Below are 17,213 nucleotides of genomic sequence, written 5' to 3'. Positions count from 1 at the left end.
CCGAAGCCCGTCAGGGCGATGGCCGAAGCGTGAGATCGAGGACGCAGAGCCGTTCGGCCTGCTCTTCGTCGAGATCGAGCCCCAGTCCTGCGGCGATCGGCAGATCCGAAGCGCCCCCGGCGAAGCCCGGCAGGGAGGGCCGCCCGAGGTCGAAGAAGAGCGGCGTCTCGTCGAACTGGACCTCGAGCATGCTGAAACCCGGCAGGGCGGCGCTCAGATGCAGGCTCGCGGCATGGCAGACCGGCCCGGTCGGATTATGCGGCGACACCGCGATGCCCCGGTCGGCGAGCGCGCGGCCGGTGCGCAGCATCTCGTCGACGCCGCCGACATATTTCATGTCTGGCATCATCACGTCATAGGCCTCCGCGAAGGCAAGGAATGCCGGCGCGCCGGAGAATTCCTCGAGCCCGGCCAGCAGCGTGCCGGAGGCGTTGAGCGCGCGCCGCATGTCTGCCAGCAGGGGTATATGGGCCTGTGTTTCGGCCACCGGGCATTCCAGCCAGTAGAGATCGTGCTCCCGCACCGCTTCGACGAGGCGCCAGGCCAGATCGGGCGCGAAGCGCCAATGGCAGTCGACCAGCAGGCGGTGCTCACCGCCCAGGGCCCCTCGGACCGCGGCGATGCGTTCGAGCCCACGCTCCAGTGCGGCCCGCCCTTCGGCATCGTCGGACAGAGCGGGCGTAACCTCGTCAAACGGCGCGATCTTGACCGCCGCGAAGCCGGCGGCGAGCGCGTCTTCAGCGCTGGCGGCATGGCCTGCGGGCGTCCGGTCGCGCGTGCGTCGGTTGATGTTGGCATAGAGCGGAATCCGGACCTCGGCCGGCGCCCCGAGTGCGGCCGCCAGCGGTTTGCCCTCACGTCGCGCTGCGGCGTCACGGCAGGCGACATCGAAGGCGGTCGCGATCGTAGCCAGCGGAAGCGGCACCGGGCGGTCGAAGTCCGGCAACGGTGCACCGCCGAGCCAGGCCGGCAGATGCGCCAGCGCCGCGTCGACGAGCAGCCGTTCGCGCCCGTGCAGGCTGGCCTCGCCAAGGCCAGTCGCCCCGGACGCGAAGGCCAGCTCCAGAAAGACCCAGTGCGTCTTGTCGGTGATGCGTAGGACGCGCAGCCGCGCGTGCTCGATGCGATCCACTGCCGTCATCGCACCCTTGCCTCATAGCCTTCGATCTGCGCCAGCATGTCCTGGCGCGTCTTTGTGACATGGGCCGCAGTCATCACGCCGCAGGCATCTGCGTCGCGCTCCGCCAGCGCCCGCAGGATGTGATCATGATCGCTCGCCACGCCGCCGAGCCGCTCGGGCCGATAGCCATAGCGCGACCAGATCGCCGCCAGCAGGAGCCAGTGCCGGTCGAGCAGGACGAGCCCCTCGGCATTGCCGGCCGCCTCGTAGATGCGCCGGTGGAAGCGCTGGTTGATGGCGACGCCCGCAGCGAAGTCGCCGCCTTGGACAGCGGCGAGCCGCTCCCGCTCCAGCGTCGCGACCTCGGCCAGCCCGGCTGCGTCGATCGCCAGCGCCGCCTGCCGCGCCAGCGCGACCTCGACGGCGATGCGGATGGTGAACAGGTGACGGATGTGCTCGGCATCGACCGTGACGACGCGCGCGCCCTTGTTGGCGACGGCCGCGACCAGCCCCTCCCCGACCAGGCTGCGCAATGCCTCGCGCACCGGCATGGGGCTCGCGCCATAGCGCGTCGCCAGCTCACGGATGCGCAGGCGCGCGCCGAAGTCGAGCCGGCCGTCGAGGATGTCGGCACGGATCATGTCCTTGACGGACTCGGCGAGTGACACGGGCTCATCCATTGATTTGATCACAAAAGCCGTATACCCCTGCCTGTCAAGGCGTTAAGATAACAATTGTGATCACATCTTGTGGGAGGCAGGCATGAGGAAGTTCGTCGCGTCGTGCATGGGCGGGCTGCTCGGCTTCGGCCTGCTGGCGGCGCAGGCAGGCCCATGGCCGGAGCGGCAGGTGACGTTGATCGTGCCGAGCGCGCCCGGCGATGGCTCCGACATCGCGGCACGATTGATCGGCGAGAAGCTGCAGGCTGCACTCGGGCAGCCCTTCATCGTCGAGAACCGGATGGGCGCCGGGGGCGTCGTCGGATCGGCGGCAGCGGCCAAGGCTGCGCCCGACGGCTACACCCTGATCATGGCCAATGCCGGCTCGCACGGCATTATTCCAGCGACCTACAAGGGCGTGCCCTATGACGCCATGCGCGATTTCGCACCCGTCTCGCTGGTCTATCGCGCGCCAAACATCTTCCTCGCCAGCAAGAAGCTGCCGGTGAAATCGCTTGCGGAGCTCGTCGCCTATGCCAAGGCCAATCCGGGCAAACTCAGCTTCGCCTCGGGCGGCAACGGCTCCTCGGCCCATATGAACTCGGAATATCTCAAGGTGCTGACCGGCATCGAGGCGACGCATGTGCCCTATCGCGGCTCGGCTCCGGCGCTGAACGACATCGTCTCCGGCCAGGTCGAATTCATGGCGGTGAACCTGCCGCCGGCGATCGGGCTGGCGCAATCAGGCCAGGTGACGCCGCTCGCCGTGACCACCCGCAAGCGTGCCGCCGCCTTGCCGGACGTGCCGACCGTGGAGGAAAGCGGTTTTCCCGGCTACGAGACGGTCGCCTGGTTCGGTTTGCTGGTGCCGGCGGGCGTACCCGCCGAGATCGTCGCCAAGCTGCATGCCGAGGTGGTCAAGGCCTGTGCCGACCAGCAGGTGCAGCAAAAGCTCTCCGTGCTCGGCGGCGAGACGGTCTGCAACACGCCGGCCGAGTTTGCGACCTTCCTCGGCGCCGACATCGCGCGTTGGAAGGAGGTCGCGACCGCGGCCAAGATCTCGCTCGAACCGAAGTGAGAGCTCGCCGCCGAAAGGCCCTCACGACGGGGTGGCGTCGTTTCGCGCCTCATCAGTGCAGGATCAGAGCGCTCTCCTGAAGACCGTATGCCCCGAGCGGCTGGCGACCCTGTCGTAGAGATCGCCAGCCGCGCGATTGTCCATCTGCATGTGCCAGTAGACGCGCAAGGCGCCCTCGGCACGGGCGAGATCGTAGAGAGCCTCGATCAACCGCCGGCCGACTCCGCACCGGCGGGCCGTCTCCGCCACAAACAGATCATTGAGGAAACAGACCGGCTTGTCCGACGAGGTCACGGGGTGAAAGACCGCGTGAATGATTCCGACGAGAGCACCATTCTGGACAGCAACCAGAGCCCACATTGCCTCGTCGCCGAGAAAGCGCGCGAAGGTCGCGTCCGTCACGGCCGGCGGCGGCGGCGGACCACCGAAGGGGCCATGCGCGTGGTAGCCGACCCACAGCTGCTCCCAGCCGGGACGATCGCCGGTTTCGAGGGGCCTGATCGCAAGGTCGCTCGTATCGCCTGTCATCCGTTCCGCTCGCCAGCTCGCAGCATGTGAAAGCGAGGTCCAGCCCGTCGCTAGGCGACCTTCGGCAGGATCGCCGTCTCGCCACGCCCTGCCTCGACCTCGTCCCACCAGTCGCCGAGGGCGTCGATCAGCGGCACGAGGCGCAGGCCCGCTGCCGTGAGCTCGTAGTCGACCCGGCGCGGATAGCCATCATGATCGATCCGCCGGATGACGCCGGACGCCTCGAGCTTGCGCAGCTCCAGCGCCAGCATGCGGTGCGAGACAGTCGGGTTGTCGCGCCTGAGCTCACTGAAGCGCTTGGTGCCGTCCTTCAGATAATAGAGCAGCAAGGTCGGCCAGCGGCCGCTCAGCACCCGCATGACGCTTTCGATCGGGCAGTCCGAAACCACGTCCTTCATGTTCCGTTCCGGCTGGTTACAGAAAAGTGCGTAATTTACTTGGGGGCTGGGACGACTAGGTTCCAGCCCGCTGCGCAGCGTTTCCCGACCCAAATGGAAAACGCAAAATGGAACCGATCCTCGTTTATGGCTACCCGTCCGGCACTTCGATGGGCCTGGTCGCGGCTCTCGAATGGCTGGGCCAGCCCTACAAGCTCTGCCGCGTCGACATGCTCGGCGAAATGCGCGAACCATCCTACACCCGGATCAATCCGCGCGTCGAAACGCCGGTGCTGATCACCGATCAGGGCCGTCCGCTGACCGAAACCATGGCGATCGCCGCCCATCTCGAAGCGCGTGATGCGCAGCGGCGGATCAGCTTCGAGCCGCTCTCGCCGGAAGCCGATCGGATGCACCAATTCATGGGCTTCCTCAACACCGGCTTCACCGGCGCTTTCTGGCCGCTCTGGGCGGCGCTGGAGCTGCCCGAACCCGACCCGGAGTTCGAGGCGGCGCTGCGCCGCTTCGGCCGCAAGGCGGTGGCTGAGCGGCATGACAAGCTCGAAGCCATGATCGGCGACGGGAACTGGTTGGTCGGCGGCAAGCATACCCTGGCCGACGGCCTGCTCGCCGGCGTGGCGCGCTGGCTCGAATTCCATGAGGTCGCCGAACTCTCGCGCTGGCCCAAGCTGCAGGCGCTGCGCCAGCGGGTCGAGGCCGATCCGGCGGTGGTTTTCGCGACCGCGCTCGAGAACGGGCAGACGCCGACCGGCAGCGGCGCCTTCAAGGGCCATCTGCCATTGGCCGAGGTGATCGAGCGCTTCGGCGTCGGCGCCTGACAAACCCAGGACGCGCCGGGTCGAACGCCCGGCGCGTCTTTCCAAGAGATCGTGGCTTGATGACCGCTCTTGGGATATACATGTTCCGTGTATATCAAACAGGAGCGCGTCAATGCAGGTTGCACGCTGGGGCAACAGTCTCGCTATCAGAATTCCTGCGGCTGTCAGCGAGGCACTCTCGCTAAAGGAAGGCGATGATGTGGAAATCCGTATCGCGAACGACCGGACCTTCCTGATCGCGCGCGACGAGCGTAAGCCGCGCGCGCTCGCCCGCATCCGCAGCCTTCGCAGGCCGCTCCCGTCCGGCTGGCGTTTCGATCGTGACGAGGCCAATGAGCGCGCGCCGTGACGCGCGCCTTCCTCGACAGCAACGTCGTCGTCTACGCTTTCAGCGATGATCCGCGCAACGCCGTGGCCGAGGAGTTGCTCGGCAGGGGCTGCGAGATCAGCGTCCAGGTCCTGAACGAATTCGCCAATGTCGCACGCCGCAAGCTCGGCTTCTCCTGGGCGGAGATCACCGATGCGGTCGAGGCGATCACGACGCTGAGTCGCATCGTCCATCCGCTCGACCTCGCCACGCATCAGGAGGCCACCCGACTGGCTGAACGGTACGGGTTCGGCTTCTACGACGCCCTGATCGTGGCGAGTGCGCTACGAGCGGATTGTGCCGTGCTCTATAGCGAAGACATGCAGCACGGCCTGATCGTCGACGAGCGACTGAGGATCGGGAATCCGTTCCAAGCCGAGTAGGTAGCCCCCGTCGCTATTCGGCCTTCCCGGACACCTGCGCCTGCGCGAAGGTCGCCATGCCGGAGTGGACGCCGGCCGCCGCCTTGACGAGCCCGGCGGCGAGCGCTGCTCCTGTGCCCTCCCCGAGCCGCATGTCGAGCGCGAGCAAGGGCTGCTTGCCGAGCCGGACAAGCGCTTCCGCATGGGCGCCCTCGGCCGAGAGATGGCCGGCGATGCAATGGTCGAGCGCGGAGGAATCGAGCGCGTGCAGGATCGCGGCAGCGGCGGTAACGACATAGCCGTCGAGGATCACCGGGATGCGCTGCAGGCGCGCTGCGAGGATGGCGCCGCAGATCGCCGCCATCTCGCGGCCGCCGAAGCGGCGCAGCACTTCGAGCGGGTCGCTCAGGTGATTGGCGTGGAACTTGAGCCCGGCCTCGACCGCCGCGATCTTGCGCTTCAGGCCGTCATCGTCGACGCCGGTGCCGCGACCGCACCATGCGGCAGCGCCGCCGCCATAGAGCGCGGCGAAGATCGCCGCCGCCGAGGTGGTGTTGCCGATGCCCATCTCGCCGAGCGCGAGCAGGTCGGCGCCGCCGGCAAGCGCCTCCATGCCAAAGGCCATGGTCGCGACGCAGGCGCGCTCATCGAGCGCATCCTCTTGCGTGAAATCGCCGGTCGGCAGGTCGAGCGCGAGATCGAAGACCTTGAAGCCGAGATCATAGGCGGCGCAGATCTGGTTGATCGCGGCGCCACCGGCCGCGAAGTTCTCCAGCATCTGGCGCGTCACCGACTGCGGAAACGCCGAGACGCCCTGGGCGACGACGCCGTGATTGCCGGCGAAGACACAGACCAGCGGCCGGTCGACCCGCGGCGGCGCCTTGCCCTGCCAGGCGGCGAGCCATTCGGCGATCTCCTCCAGCCGCCCAAGGCTGCCGGCCGGCTTGGTCAATTCCTTGTCGCGGGCGCGCACCGTGTTGGCCGCCGCCATGTCGGGGCCGGGCATGCTGGCGATGAGATTGCGGATATCGTCGAAGGGCAGGCCGGAGGCGGGCATCGCAGACATCTGAGGAAGCCGATCTTGAATACCTGAGGAATCGGGCAGCGCGAGATCGCCGCCGCGCAGCCGCTGCTGCTATAGGCTGGAGCGGACGAAGACAATCCGAGGGCAGCGTGGCGCAAACCGACAGCGATGATGCGACGCAGGCGACGCCGCCCACCTGGCCGGGCTGGCTGATCGCGACCGCGACCTGCATCCGCTTCTATTCGCGCCTGCCGGTGCCGGCGCTGCCGGGCGAGAGTCCGCATGCCCTGCCTGATTTCCGGCGGGTGCCGCGTGCCTTGCCGTTCGCGGCGCTGGTGATCGCACTGCCTGCGGCGCTGATCGCATTGCTCGCGGGCCTTGCGGGCGTCAACGCCCTGCTGACAGCGGCCGTCGCCGTGACTGCGCTGGTGGTGACGACCGGCGCCTTCCATGAGGACGGGCTTGCCGACAGCGCCGACGGGCTGTTCGGAGGCCACACGCCGGAGCGGCGGCTGGAGATCATGAAGGATAGCCGTGTCGGCACCTTCGGCGCGCTGGCGCTCGGCCTCTCGCTGCTGCTGCGGGTGAGCGCACTCGCGGCGATCCTGCAAGGCGCCGGAGCCTGGGCGTTGACGGCGGCCGTGCTCATCGCGGCGCCGTGGTCGCGTGTCGAGGGCATTCGCATCCTCGCCACGGCCCCGCCAACCCGGCGCGATGGCGCCTCCGCTTCGGTCGGACAGCCCGAACGATCGGTGCTGCCGATCGCCTACGGCTTGTCGGGCGCCCTCGCCTTGCTCCTGGTCACCCTCGGCGTCCTCCCCCTCGCCGGCGTCCTGCTCGGCTTCGCCCTGTCGGCGCTGGCGACCTACTGGCTGTCGCGCACCGCCATCCGCCTGATCGGCGGCCAGACCGGCGACATCCTCGGCGCGGCGCAGCAGCTCGGCGAGATCGCGATCTATCTCGGCCTCGCCATCGTCCTCGGCTGGGGCGGGCGATGAGCGCGATCTCCAGCCCCTGCATCAAGGTCTGCGTGATCGACCCGGCGAAAAAACTCTGCCAGGGCTGCGGTCGGACCCTGCAGGAAATCGCACAATGGTCGCGGCTCAGCGAGGTGGAGCGCCTCGCCATCATGGCGACGCTGGGCGAGCGCCTCAGCCCTCCGCGAGACGGGCAAGCCCCTCGCCGGTCAGCCTGAAGAAGACCTTTTCCGGCTGCGGCGTCGCGCCGAGGCTCTCGTAGAAGCGCAGCAGGTGTTCATCGTCGCGCGCCGCCGTCCAGTCGATCCGGCCGAGACCGCGTGCGAGCGCAAGCCGCGCCAATTCGGCCAGCAACGCCCGGCCAGCGCCAAGCCCGCGGGCGGGTTCGGCGACATAGATTTCCTTGAGGAAGAAGCCGGGCTTCAAGCCAGGCCCTGGATAGATCGCGGAAAAGGCTGCGAAGCCGACGAGGGCGCCGCCATGTTCGGCGACCAACAGCTCAGTTCCCGCCGGCCGGTTCGCCAACCCGGCGCGGATTTCGGCGTCGGGCGGGCAAGGCACGCTGTAATGCGCCTGCATCTCAGCCATCAAACCGGCGAGCGCGGGATGATCGGCCACTTCGCAAGCGCGCACGGCCACCATGGTTCCCGTCCTCAGCCGATCAGCGACCAGAAGAAGCGGGCGCAGACGACCAGCAGGAAGATGCCGAAGGCGACCTCCAGCCGGCGCTTCGACAGGCGGTGCGCCAGGCGCGCGCCGATTGGCGCCGTCCAGATCGAGGTCGGAATGAACAGCAGGAAGCCGATGAAGGAGACATAGCCGAGCGAGAGCGGCGGCAGCAGATCCATCTTCGGCCAGCCGGCATAGATGTAGCCGAGCGCGCCGGGAATCGAGATCAGGATGCCCAGGCCTGACGAGGTCGCCACCGCCTGGTGGATTGGCCGGCCATAGAAGGTCATGAACAGGCTGGAGAGCTGGCCGCCGCCAATGCCCATCAGCGACGAGAGCACGCCGATGATCAGGCCATAAATGCGCATCAGGAACGGCCCAGGCATGTCGTCGCCGAGCTTCCAGCGGTCGGAGGCGAAGAGTAGGCGCATGGCACTGGTGAAGGCGACCGCGACGAAGACCGCCTTGAACACGTCCGGCGAGGCATAGCGCGCGATCAGGCTACCGCCGAGCACGCCGAGCACCACCGGCACCGCCCAGATCCTGATGATCGAGGTATCGACCAGCCCCTTGGCAAGGTGGGCCCGGTAGGAACGGATCGAGGTCGGGATGATCACCGCGAGCGAGGTGCCGACCACGAGCGGCATGCGGACCTCCTCGGGCACGCCGATCGCCTTGAAGACCTCGTAGAGCACCGGCACGATGACGGCGCCGCCACCGACGCCGAACAGGCCGGCGAGCAGGCCGGTGACGGCGCCGGCCGCGATCAGCGACACGGCGAGGAAGATCAGGTCGTTCAGGGGAATGCCGGCAATCATCATGTACCAAGAGCAGGACAAGTCGGGCCGCTCTTAGGGCTTTGGCCGGAAAGGGCAAGGATCAGCCGGCAGGGCTGGCATGCGCGGAGGCGATCAAGCCGTCGGGACTGCGCCGCCGCACCATGCCCGCTTCAGGGCGATGTACCTCCGTTCGCGGGTCGAGGGCGATCACGGCCTGACATAGGTCCAGCCCTTCTCCTGTAGCTCCATGACCCGAACGACGCCCGATTTCACCACCGACGCCTCGGGAATGAGAACAATGTCCTTGTTCTCGGTCTTGCTCATATTGCCCTGGGTGTTGCCGCAGGCCTTGAAGGAGATGGCCGGCGTGCTCGCGGTGATCGCCTTGATCCGCGCCTTCACCGGCGAGGTGTCGTCGCGCAGCATGTGCAGGCCGGGGCCGAAGGTCACGACCTCGATCTCCACCTTCTCGCCGAGATCCTGATAGTACTGCGCCACGTTCGTCGCATTGTTGAGCGCGAGGTTCATCAACGCAGGCTCATTCGAGTTCACCTGCAGAATGAGCCGATGCGGCTTCTTTTCGACCACCGGTGGCTTCGATGCCTGCACCGAGCTCTGCTTCGTGCCCTGTGCGGCCGAGGGTGAAGTGGCGATCGCAATCGTCATCCCAGCCACCAGCGCGGCGCCTGCGAAGTCTTTGAACCTGATCGTCATCGCGTCCTGCCCATGAGTTCGAGGATCATTCGCTACGTGGCCTGGCAACGGTGCGCGGCCATTTGCAGGCTGCGGCGACCCTGTCGCGCGCCGCCTTCAAGCCGGCGAGAGTAAAATGCCCGTCATGGACGGTGCCGCTCCGCGCGAAGAGACGGATGGCGATTCCGCCCTCTGAAGGGAGCGACAGCAGCAGCCCCATGACATCGCCTCTGAAGGCAACGCCGGTTCCATAGGATGGCCTGCCGGCTGCGACCTGGACCGGCTGGCCGTCATCGAGGCGATAGGACAGAGCGTGATAGGCGTCGCCATCGGCAACGGCCGGGCCGCCGACGACCATCTCGGTCCGGCCGCCGCGGCAATGAATCGAGAGCTGTTTCAGGGCGCCGCTGGCGTTGCCATTGGCAAAGGCAGTGGCGGTGACGATCGGCGTATAGTCGACCGGCGAGGTGGTCTCGCTGACGATCCAGCCTGGAGCGTCCGGCGCAGAGCTCTCGGGCATCCTTATCGGCTGCGGCAGCTTGTTCAGGCAGGCAGGCCGGTCCGCCGGATCGAGCAGCGAGCAGGCGCGAAGCTGCGCCATCGGATCGGCAGCGCCCTGCGCGAAGGCGACCCTGCTCACTATCTCGAACGCGACGGACAGCATGATCAGTTTCATCTTGCCGCACGCTGTGTCTGCCCCTTGCGATCCAGCCACTCCTGAGCCGCCGAGAAGCGATCGAGCCCCGGCACGGTCGCAGCGAGATTGATCGACTTCCATTTCGCATCGAAGCCCGGGCCCTGCAGCTTCTCGATGCGGCTGAACAGGAGGTCGACGAAACGGGCGACGCGCTCATGGCGGTTGGTCTGCGGGGCCCAGTTGAACGCGACCAGCGCAGTCGGCACCGCGATCGTCGACACCCGCTCGCCCGCCTTGATCAGGCCTGGATACTCGCCGGCCTCCAGCACCGCCGGCAGGTAGTAGTCCTCGAACTTGCTGTCGTACTGGACCGGGAGAAACTTGAAGCCGGGCTCGAAACGCCCGCGGACGAACGCGTCCACCGGCTTCGAGGTGATGAAGACGACGGCAGCCATCTCGCCCTTGCGCATCTGCTCGATCGCGACCTGGTGCGGAATGAAGGTATTCTCCGCGTTGATGCCGAGGCGGCTGAAGATCAGCGGCCCCGAATAGGCGGCAGCAGTTCCGAGCGTGTTGAAGTTCACCTTCTTGCCAGCGAGATCCTGCAGGCTCTGGATTTCCGGCCGCACGAAGACATGCAGCTCCGAGGGGAAGAGATTGAGCACATAGGTGACCTTGCGCCGGATCTGCGGCATCTGGGCCTTGTACTCGTCCAGCGCGTCGGAATTGATGATCGCGGTGTCGATGCCGCGCAGATAGAGCAGCGAGTTCAGGTTCTCGGTGGCGCCGCGGGTGACGATCGGCAGGACGTGCAGATTCGGCCCGTCATCGACGACACGGGCCATCTCCGCCCCAAGACGCAGCGGCGCGCCTTCGAGCAGCCCCGCCGCCAGACCGACCGTCCAGGCATTCATTTTCTCCTGTTCCGTCGGGAGTGGCCGAACCATGCGTCGCGGCGAGACGGTGCTGGCGGCGCTCATCTGTGGCGTCTGCGCCTGCGCCGGCTCGAATGCGGGAACAAACCCGGCAAAAGCGACCAGCAAGAGCAGGCACCGTCCCCAAACCGTGTTCATCACCTGCTCTCCCATTACCCGTCGGGTGCCGCCCGCAGCAGCGCCTCGGCACGATCCTTTGCTTCGGGAATGCCACCCGCCTGTGCCCTTGCATAAAGCTCGCGCGCTCTCGCCACTTCGCCGCGCGTGCCATAGGTCTTCCAGGTGGACAGGATGCGGGGATCATAGGTCTCCGCGAGCATGAAGCTCGCCCGCGCACTGCCCGTTTCGGCTGCGCGTTCGAGCACGATCCGGGCGGAACCGATGTCGCCCTGACCGAGCAGCGCGCTGGCCCGCGCGATCAGCCGCATCGCCTCCTGGCTGCTCCGCGCCTCTGCCGCCGCCGGCTGCACCGGCGCGACGGCCGCGACTGCCTGCGGAGCCTTGTGAATCTCGCTGGCTGCCTCAGGCCTCACGATCGCGGGGCGTAGCGACACCAGTTCCTGTGCCGCGGCCGCAGTGCGGTCGCGCTCCTGCTGGAGGGACTGACGCAGGTCCGCAATCATGGTCTCGCTCGCCTGCCTGAGCTGGCCCGCTTCGTTGCGCGCCTCATGCAGTTGCACCGCCTGAGCCTCGCTCTGGCGTTGCACGGCCGAGTGTTCGGTCGCCAGGGCGACACGCTGTGCGCGCTCCTGGTCGAGCGCCTGACGATATTGCGCGGCGCTGGCGGCCTGCCCTTGTCTCGCGGCTGCGGCCTGCGCGAGCGCCGCCGCCTTCTGCTGCTCTTGCTCCAGCAATTGCGTGGCTTTCGCGGCCTCCGCCTGCCTGAGCTGCCCGGCCTCGTCGCTCAATTTGCGCAACTGCGCCACCTGCGCCTCGACATCACGCCGCGCAGCTGCCAGCTCCGACGTCAGCGCGGCACGCTGGGCGCGTTCCTCATCAAGGGCCTGACGATGTTGCGCCGCGTTCGCAGTCAGCGCTTGCCGCGCGGCTGTGGCCTGTGCGAGAGCGGCTGCCTTCTGCCGTTCCTCCTCCAGTGATTGCGCGGTCCTGGCGGGCTCCGCCTGCCTGAGCTGGCCTGCCTCGTCGCTCGCCTTCCGCAACTGCGCGGCCTGCGAAGCAAGCTCGCGTTGCGCTGCCGACAGCTCGGCTGCCAGTGCAGCACGCTGCGCGCCTTCCCGGTCGAGCGCTTGACGATGTTGCGCGACGCTCGCGGTCAGCTCCTGCCGCGCGACTGCGGCTTCCTGCGTGAGAGCGGCCGCCTTCTGACGTTCCTGCTCCAGTGATTGCGCGGTCCTGGCGGCCTCCGCCTGCCTGAGCTGGCCTGCCTCGTCGCTCGCCTTTCGCAGCTGCGCGGTCTGTGTAGCAAGCTCGCGCTGCGCGGCCGACAGCTCGGCTGCCAGCGTGGCGCGCTGCGCGCGTTCCTGGTCGAGCGTCTGGCGATGCTGGGCGGCGAGCGAGCCGAGGTCCTGCCGCGCGGCCGCCAACTCCTGTGCCAGAGCAGTAGCTTTCTGCCGCTCCTGCTCGAGCGACTGGGAACTCGTTGCTGTCGCGAGTTGCTTGAGCTGCTCTAAGTCGTCGTTTGCACTTCGCAGTTGCGCCGCCTGCGTCTGCAAATCGCGCTGCGACGCCGAAAGCTGATCCGCCAGCGCGACGCGCTGCGCCCGCTCGCCGTCGAGCGCCTGACGGTGCTGCGCGACGGCTACGACCAGTTCCTGACGCGCCGTTGCGGCGTCCTGCGCGTCGGCGGCCGCCTTGGCCTGCTCCTGGCGCAATGCCTGTTCGTTCCTGGCGGTTTCGGCCCGGAATTGCAGATCCAGGCTCGCGATGTTTCTCCGGGCTTCGACCAGCTCACGCGCCACCGCTTCGGCCTGTTCTCGGTTCGGCGATCCCCGGGCTTCCGGCTCCGGATTGCTTGGCAGCAACGTCGCGGTGGTGACCGCTGTGGCCTGGCTCGGTGACAAGGCTCCCTTTGCAGGCTCGCCGATCTGACCCGGCCCCGGCCGGTCCGCACCCCGGGGCACGAGCAGAAGCAGGACCGCCGCCGCGACGCCGCTCGCCAACGGAATGAAACGGCGCCGGCGCGGCACTGGTCCGACCCGAGAGGATCCGCCTGCTCCGTCAGATTTCGTTGGAGATGGCTTTCGGGCGTCGGGCGCTTGGGCACGTTCGGGCTGGGCGGGCGGCTTTCCTGCGACCCACGGCCCCGTCCAGTGAACGGTATCGATGGTCAAGCTCGCATCATCCTTGACGGTGACGACTTTCCCATCTCCCGATGTGTTTTCGATCGCGTCGCGCATGTAGCTGACGCCTCTTGGCCGGCGGCATGGCGTGACCGGTGGCCCAGGCCCTTTGCGAGTTCGCTACGGCCGACGCCAACGGAGCTGTCCGCCGCGAGATTCCTGCGAGAGCTGGCTCTCGTCTCGACCGAACTGACCTCAGATCTGGAAAGACCAGAAGACGAGCATAGGGGCAGAAGATTGCCCGAGTGGGGTACTCCGTCCAAGCCGCCCGCTCGTAGCCTTTGCGCCCTAGTCGCTGACGCCCTCGCGCGCGGTGATCGCCATCAGGGTCGCCGTCAGCATGGCGCAGAGCTTCGCCTTGCCGTCGGTCAGGGCGAAGACCTCGGCCATGGCGAGCGTCAGGGTGCGGCCAGCCTTGACCACCCTGCCCTTGGCGATCAGCTCGTCGCCGGTCGCGGGCGCCAGCAGGTTGATCTTGAACTCGGCGGTGAGGATGCCGCTACCGGCCGGCATGGTGGTGAGGCCGGCATAGCCGGCGGCGCTGTCGGCGATGGTCGCGACCGCGCCGGCATGGACGAAGCCGTGCTGCTGGGAGAGATGTGCCGAAGCCGGCATGGCGATCTCGACCTCGCCCGGCGCGACCCTCACGAGCCGCGCGCCGAGCGTCGTCATCATCGCCTGCCTGGCGAAGCTCGCCTCGATCCGGGCGATCAGAGCAGGATCGGTCGTCAGGTCAGCCATCGGCATTTACTCTGCGGCGATCGCGGGCGGCGCTTCACGCTCGACATGAGCGATCGCGGCGCGCAGCTCGGCGAGGCCCGCACTCGCCGCGACGCAATGCTCGGAGAGATGGCGGCGGAACAGGCGGGAGCCGCGCCGGCCCGGGAAGAGGCCGACGAGATGGCGGGTAAAGGCGTGCAGGCGCCCGCCCCGCTCGATATGGGCAGCGATGTAAGGCTCAAGCGCTTTTAACATGTCGAACGCGTCCGGGAGTGGCGCGTCCTCGCCGAAGAGCAGCGGATCGACCGCGAGCAGCACTTCGGGGTTCTGGTAGGCCTCGCGGCCGAGCATGACGCCGTCGACATGGGCGAGATGCGGCAGCCATTCGCCGGGAGCTCGGATGCCGCCGTTGAGCGAAACGATCAGCTCGGGATTGGCGCGTTTCAGGCGATAGGCGCGCTCATAGTCGAGTGGCGGGATCTCGCGGTTCTCCTTGGGCGAAAGCCCCTGGAGCCAGGCCTTGCGGGCATGGACGACGAGTGCATCGACACCGGCCGCGCGCACGGCGACGGTCAGCGCATCGAGCGCCGCTTCCGGATCCTGCTCGTCGACGCCGATGCGGCACTTCACCGTGACGGGGATGGCGACCGCCGCCTTCATCGCCGCGACGCAATCGCCGACGAGCGCCGGCTCGCGCATCAGGCAGGCGCCGAAAGCCCCGCCCTGGACGCGGTCGGAGGGGCAGCCGCAGTTCAGGTTGATCTCGTCATAGCCGAAATCGGCGCCGATCTTCGCGGCCTCGGCAAGCAGCGCCGGATCGTTGCCACCGAGCTGGAGCGCAATCGGATGCTCGACATCGTCGAAGCCGATCAGCCGCTGCCGATCGCCGCGCACCACCGCCTGCGCCGTCACCATCTCGGTATAGAGCCGGGCGCGGCGCGACATCAGGCGATGGACGATCCGGCAATGCCGGTCGGTCCAATCCATCATAGGCGCCACTGAAAAGCGGTATTCTACTGCGGTCATCTCTATCGTCTGGCGTTGCCGGAAACCCGCCGGCGAGCCGAGCGCCCTAGCAGATTTCCCGCCCTCGATATAGTGCGCCGGCCTCCTACTGGAATGTGAGGTTCGCCTTCGCGACGATCTCGGCATAGACGGCGCGGTCGGCAGCGATGCGCGCGGCGAAGTCGGCGGCGCTCGAGAAATTCGGCAGGACGCCGAGCGTCTTGAGCTGGTCCTGGGCCTTCGGATCGGCCAGCGCCTTGCCCGCGGCAGCGTTGAGCTTCGCGACGATCTCGGGATTCAGGCCGGCCGGCCCGGCGAGCCCGATCCAGGAATGCGCGGTGAATTGCGGGAAGCCGCTTTCCTTCATCGTCGGGACATCGGGCAGCTCGAACCAGCGCCGCTCATTGGTCGTCGCCAGGATGCGGACCTTGCCGGCCTTGGCAAGCTCGACCAGCTCGCCCGCCATCATCAGCGGGACATGGCCGGCGGCGATGTCGTTCAGCGCCGGGCCGCTGCCGCGATAGGGAACGTGCAGCAGATCGGCGCCGGACGAGATCTTCAGCAACTCGCCGGCGAAATGGCCGTAGGTGCCGACGCCGGAGCTGGCGAAACCGATCGTCCCGGGCTTGGCTTTCGCCAGCGCCACGAGTTCGGCGACCGTCTTCGCCTCGACGGATGGGTGCGCGCCGAGGAAGGTGAAGCCTTCGACGAGATTGGCGATCGCGGTGAAGTCCTTCACCGAGTCGTAGGGCAGCTTCTTGTCGACATTCGGCAGGATGGCATGGGTGCCGGCCGAGACGAGCAGCAGCGTGTAGCCATCTGGCGCCGCCTTCGCGACGAAGTCTGAGCCGATCGCGCCGCCGGCGCCGGCACGGCTCTCGACGACGAAGGGCTGACCGAGGTCGATGCTCATGCTGTTGGCGAGCAGGCGGGCGATGCCCTCGACACGGCCACCCGGCGCAAACGGCACGATGATCTTGACCGGCTTCGTCGGATAGGCCTGTGCCGCGGCCTCGATTGCACCCGCACCGAGCACTGCCGCCGCGGCGAGCAGCATCGCCATGCGGCGCGTGAGTTGTCCCTTGAACATCGCCTTCCTCCCCTTTGTCGCCGAGTCCCCGGTGCAGCTCGCCCGCTCGGTCATTCTTCGAACTTCATGTTGGTCTGCCGGGCGACGTCGCCGAAGGCCTTCTGTTCGGTCTTGATCAGACTGCCGAAGGCGTCGGCGCTTTCGGTGCGCACGATGCTCGCCGCCGCCTTGACGCGCTCGACGGTCTTGGGATCGCTCATCGCCCTGTTGGCGGCCTGGTTGAGCTTCTCGACCAGCTCGCGCGGCATGCCGCCCGGCCCGAGCAGGCCGAACCAGAGCGGCGGCGCCGAGAATTCGGCAAGGCCGGCCTCCTTCATGGTCGGGACATCCGGCAGGCCCGGCCAGCGCTGCGGGTTGGTCGTCGCCAGAATGCGGACCTTGCCGGCCTGCGCGACCTCGATGAACTCGCCGCCGATCATCATCTGGACATGGCCGGCGACGAGATCGTTCACCGAGGGGCCGCTGCCGCGATAGGCGATGTGGGTGATCTTGGAGCCGGCAGCGATGTTGAAGAACTCGCCGGCGAAGTGGTTGTAGGTGCCGACGCCCGAGCTGGCGTAGTTGAACTCGCCCGGCTTGGCGCGGGCGAGGTCGACGAACTCCTTCAGATTGCTCGCCTTCACGCCGGGATGCACGCCGATGAAGCTGTAGCTCTCGACCATCAGCGCGATCGGGGTGAAGTCCCGGTCGGAATCATAGGGCAGCTTGGTGGTGATCTTCGGCAGGATGGCGTGCGTGCCGGTCGAGGCGAGCAGCAGCGTGTAGCCGTCGGGAGGCGCCTTCGCCACGAGGTCGGAGCCGAGGCTGCCGCTGGCGCCGCCGCGGTTCTCAACGACGAAGGGCTGGCCCATCTGTTCCTGCAGGCCTTGCGCGAGCATGCGCGCCAGCGCATCGGCGCGCCCGCCGGCGGCGAAGGGCACGATGATCTTCACCGGCTTGGTCGGGTAAGCCTGCGCCATCACGACCTGCGGCAGGGCCATGAGAGCGGCGGCGGCGATGAGGCCGAGGGCGCGGCGCCTGCTGGGTGTCATCATCGTCGTCCTCCCTTTTCGAT

Annotated in this window: 21 protein-coding genes; 6 read left to right on the top strand and 15 right to left on the bottom strand. The window is 67.6% G+C overall.

The features are described from left to right. Positions 1-10 precede the first annotated feature (10 nt). Complete coding sequence (locus tag ASE66_RS13880; protein WP_057190213.1) at positions 11-1,141, bottom strand: enolase C-terminal domain-like protein; 1,131 nt, start codon at positions 1,139-1,141, stop codon at positions 11-13. Next, on the bottom strand, positions 1,138-1,788 hold the full coding sequence (locus tag ASE66_RS13875) for a GntR family transcriptional regulator (protein ID WP_162262483.1): 651 nt from the start codon (positions 1,786-1,788) through the stop codon (positions 1,138-1,140). The genes ASE66_RS13880 and ASE66_RS13875 overlap by 4 nt, the downstream gene beginning before the upstream one ends. A 94-nt stretch (positions 1,789-1,882) precedes the next feature. Here ASE66_RS13875 and ASE66_RS13870 point away from each other — a divergent pair, with 94 nt between their 5' ends. Then, positions 1,883-2,857 (top strand): Bug family tripartite tricarboxylate transporter substrate binding protein, encoded by a 975-nt coding sequence (locus tag ASE66_RS13870; protein ID WP_057190211.1) that lies wholly within the window; start codon positions 1,883-1,885, stop codon positions 2,855-2,857. Positions 2,858-2,920: 63 nt separating this feature from the next. On the opposite strand, the gene ASE66_RS13865 is transcribed toward ASE66_RS13870, so the two are convergent. After that, on the bottom strand, positions 2,921-3,385 hold the full coding sequence (locus ASE66_RS13865) for a GNAT family N-acetyltransferase (RefSeq protein WP_057190210.1): 465 nt from the start codon (positions 3,383-3,385) through the stop codon (positions 2,921-2,923). A gap of 50 nt (positions 3,386-3,435) precedes the next feature. Continuing rightward, a complete protein-coding gene (locus tag ASE66_RS13860) occupies positions 3,436-3,783 on the bottom strand; it encodes a winged helix-turn-helix transcriptional regulator (protein WP_057190209.1) in 348 nt (115 codons plus the stop codon). Between the two features lie 107 nt (positions 3,784-3,890). Here ASE66_RS13860 and ASE66_RS13855 point away from each other — a divergent pair, with 107 nt between their 5' ends. From ASE66_RS13855 to ASE66_RS13845, 3 genes are all read left to right on the top strand, one after another. After that, positions 3,891-4,601, top strand: a complete 711-nt coding sequence (locus tag ASE66_RS13855; RefSeq protein WP_057190208.1) for a glutathione S-transferase family protein — start codon at positions 3,891-3,893, stop codon at positions 4,599-4,601. Between the two features lie 112 nt (positions 4,602-4,713). Next, a complete protein-coding gene (locus tag ASE66_RS13850) occupies positions 4,714-4,950 on the top strand; it encodes an AbrB/MazE/SpoVT family DNA-binding domain-containing protein (RefSeq protein WP_057190207.1) in 237 nt (78 codons plus the stop codon). Next, positions 4,947-5,351 carry a PIN domain-containing protein gene (locus ASE66_RS13845; RefSeq protein WP_057190206.1) on the top strand — a complete coding sequence of 135 codons (405 nt, stop codon included), beginning with the start codon at positions 4,947-4,949 and terminating at the stop codon, positions 5,349-5,351. Before ASE66_RS13850 ends, ASE66_RS13845 begins: the two co-directional genes overlap by 4 nt. A gap of 13 nt (positions 5,352-5,364) precedes the next feature. Here the strand turns inward: ASE66_RS13845 and cobT are convergent, their stop codons facing one another. After that, a complete protein-coding gene (cobT, locus tag ASE66_RS13840; protein WP_057190205.1) occupies positions 5,365-6,396 on the bottom strand; it encodes a nicotinate-nucleotide--dimethylbenzimidazole phosphoribosyltransferase in 1,032 nt (343 codons plus the stop codon). Positions 6,397-6,503: 107 nt separating this feature from the next. On the opposite strand from cobT, the gene cobS reads away from it, so the two are divergent. Both cobS and ASE66_RS31390 read left to right on the top strand, forming a co-directional pair. Next, positions 6,504-7,352, top strand: coding sequence for an adenosylcobinamide-GDP ribazoletransferase (gene cobS / locus ASE66_RS13835; protein WP_057190204.1), 849 nt, complete (start codon positions 6,504-6,506; stop codon positions 7,350-7,352). After that, complete coding sequence (locus tag ASE66_RS31390) at positions 7,349-7,549, top strand: DUF1289 domain-containing protein (protein WP_082613427.1); 201 nt, start codon at positions 7,349-7,351, stop codon at positions 7,547-7,549. The genes cobS and ASE66_RS31390 overlap by 4 nt, the downstream gene beginning before the upstream one ends. On the opposite strand, the gene ASE66_RS13830 is transcribed toward ASE66_RS31390, so the two are convergent. The 10 genes from ASE66_RS13830 to ASE66_RS13785 all read right to left on the bottom strand — a co-directional run bounded on the left by ASE66_RS13830 (position 7,506) and on the right by ASE66_RS13785 (position 17,193). Continuing rightward, a complete protein-coding gene (locus tag ASE66_RS13830; RefSeq protein WP_057190203.1) occupies positions 7,506-7,973 on the bottom strand; it encodes a GNAT family N-acetyltransferase in 468 nt (155 codons plus the stop codon). The two genes, ASE66_RS31390 and ASE66_RS13830, sit on opposite strands and share 44 nt — an antisense overlap. Before the next feature lie 11 nt (positions 7,974-7,984). Next, positions 7,985-8,818, bottom strand: coding sequence for a sulfite exporter TauE/SafE family protein (locus ASE66_RS13825; protein WP_057190388.1), 834 nt, complete (start codon positions 8,816-8,818; stop codon positions 7,985-7,987). 168 nt (positions 8,819-8,986) lie between these two features. Further along, on the bottom strand, positions 8,987-9,493 hold the full coding sequence (locus tag ASE66_RS13820; RefSeq protein WP_057190202.1) for a DsrE family protein: 507 nt from the start codon (positions 9,491-9,493) through the stop codon (positions 8,987-8,989). Between the two features lie 25 nt (positions 9,494-9,518). Next, on the bottom strand, positions 9,519-10,136 hold the full coding sequence (locus ASE66_RS13815) for a hypothetical protein (RefSeq protein WP_244494912.1): 618 nt from the start codon (positions 10,134-10,136) through the stop codon (positions 9,519-9,521). Positions 10,137-10,144: 8 nt separating this feature from the next. Continuing rightward, positions 10,145-11,089, bottom strand: coding sequence for a TAXI family TRAP transporter solute-binding subunit (locus ASE66_RS13810; protein ID WP_162262487.1), 945 nt, complete (start codon positions 11,087-11,089; stop codon positions 10,145-10,147). Positions 11,090-11,196: 107 nt separating this feature from the next. Next, the gene (locus ASE66_RS13805; RefSeq protein ID WP_156412151.1) at positions 11,197-13,401 is read right to left on the bottom strand and encodes a hypothetical protein; all 2,205 of its coding nucleotides are present in this window, start codon (positions 13,399-13,401) and stop codon (positions 11,197-11,199) included. A 231-nt stretch (positions 13,402-13,632) separates the two neighbouring features. Beyond that, complete coding sequence (locus ASE66_RS13800; protein WP_200964593.1) at positions 13,633-14,085, bottom strand: PaaI family thioesterase; 453 nt, start codon at positions 14,083-14,085, stop codon at positions 13,633-13,635. A gap of 6 nt (positions 14,086-14,091) precedes the next feature. Continuing rightward, positions 14,092-15,090 (bottom strand): tRNA dihydrouridine(20/20a) synthase DusA, encoded by a 999-nt coding sequence (gene dusA, locus ASE66_RS13795; RefSeq protein ID WP_082613425.1) that lies wholly within the window; start codon positions 15,088-15,090, stop codon positions 14,092-14,094. 85 nt (positions 15,091-15,175) lie between these two features. Further along, complete coding sequence (locus ASE66_RS13790; protein ID WP_057190197.1) at positions 15,176-16,159, bottom strand: Bug family tripartite tricarboxylate transporter substrate binding protein; 984 nt, start codon at positions 16,157-16,159, stop codon at positions 15,176-15,178. Between the two features lie 50 nt (positions 16,160-16,209). Beyond that, positions 16,210-17,193: a Bug family tripartite tricarboxylate transporter substrate binding protein gene (locus ASE66_RS13785; RefSeq protein WP_057190196.1), complete on the bottom strand. Its 984-nt coding sequence runs from the start codon at positions 17,191-17,193 to the stop codon at positions 16,210-16,212. Positions 17,194-17,213: the final 20 nt, after the last annotated feature.

The sequence above is a fragment of the Allobosea sp. Root483D1 genome (assembly GCF_001429505.1).
Classification (GTDB): domain Bacteria; phylum Pseudomonadota; class Alphaproteobacteria; order Rhizobiales; family Beijerinckiaceae; genus Allobosea.
Note: the sequence above shows the minus strand (reverse complement) of the source record. Positions and strands in the feature narration are given on the sequence as shown.

Coding starts and splice junctions, on each gene's coding strand:
- ASE66_RS13880 (WP_057190213.1), bottom strand. CDS start 1,141: ATGACGGCAGTGGATCGCATCGAGCACGCGCGGCTGCGCGTCCTACGC.
- ASE66_RS13870 (WP_057190211.1), top strand. CDS start 1,883: ATGAGGAAGTTCGTCGCGTCGTGCATGGGCGGGCTGCTCGGCTTCGGC.
- ASE66_RS13865 (WP_057190210.1), bottom strand. CDS start 3,385: ATGACAGGCGATACGAGCGACCTTGCGATCAGGCCCCTCGAAACCGGC.
- ASE66_RS13860 (WP_057190209.1), bottom strand. CDS start 3,783: ATGAAGGACGTGGTTTCGGACTGCCCGATCGAAAGCGTCATGCGGGTG.
- ASE66_RS13855 (WP_057190208.1), top strand. CDS start 3,891: ATGGAACCGATCCTCGTTTATGGCTACCCGTCCGGCACTTCGATGGGC.
- ASE66_RS13850 (WP_057190207.1), top strand. CDS start 4,714: ATGCAGGTTGCACGCTGGGGCAACAGTCTCGCTATCAGAATTCCTGCG.
- cobT (WP_057190205.1), bottom strand. CDS start 6,396: ATGTCTGCGATGCCCGCCTCCGGCCTGCCCTTCGACGATATCCGCAAT.
- ASE66_RS31390 (WP_082613427.1), top strand. CDS start 7,349: ATGAGCGCGATCTCCAGCCCCTGCATCAAGGTCTGCGTGATCGACCCG.
- ASE66_RS13830 (WP_057190203.1), bottom strand. CDS start 7,973: ATGGTGGCCGTGCGCGCTTGCGAAGTGGCCGATCATCCCGCGCTCGCC.
- ASE66_RS13825 (WP_057190388.1), bottom strand. CDS start 8,818: ATGATTGCCGGCATTCCCCTGAACGACCTGATCTTCCTCGCCGTGTCG.
- ASE66_RS13820 (WP_057190202.1), bottom strand. CDS start 9,493: ATGACGATCAGGTTCAAAGACTTCGCAGGCGCCGCGCTGGTGGCTGGG.
- ASE66_RS13815 (WP_244494912.1), bottom strand. CDS start 10,136: ATGCTGTCCGTCGCGTTCGAGATAGTGAGCAGGGTCGCCTTCGCGCAG.
- ASE66_RS13810 (WP_162262487.1), bottom strand. CDS start 11,089: ATGAGCGCCGCCAGCACCGTCTCGCCGCGACGCATGGTTCGGCCACTC.
- ASE66_RS13805 (WP_156412151.1), bottom strand. CDS start 13,401: ATGCGCGACGCGATCGAAAACACATCGGGAGATGGGAAAGTCGTCACC.
- ASE66_RS13800 (WP_200964593.1), bottom strand. CDS start 14,085: ATGGCTGACCTGACGACCGATCCTGCTCTGATCGCCCGGATCGAGGCG.
- dusA (WP_082613425.1), bottom strand. CDS start 15,090: ATGACCGCAGTAGAATACCGCTTTTCAGTGGCGCCTATGATGGATTGG.
- ASE66_RS13790 (WP_057190197.1), bottom strand. CDS start 16,159: ATGTTCAAGGGACAACTCACGCGCCGCATGGCGATGCTGCTCGCCGCG.
- ASE66_RS13785 (WP_057190196.1), bottom strand. CDS start 17,193: ATGATGACACCCAGCAGGCGCCGCGCCCTCGGCCTCATCGCCGCCGCC.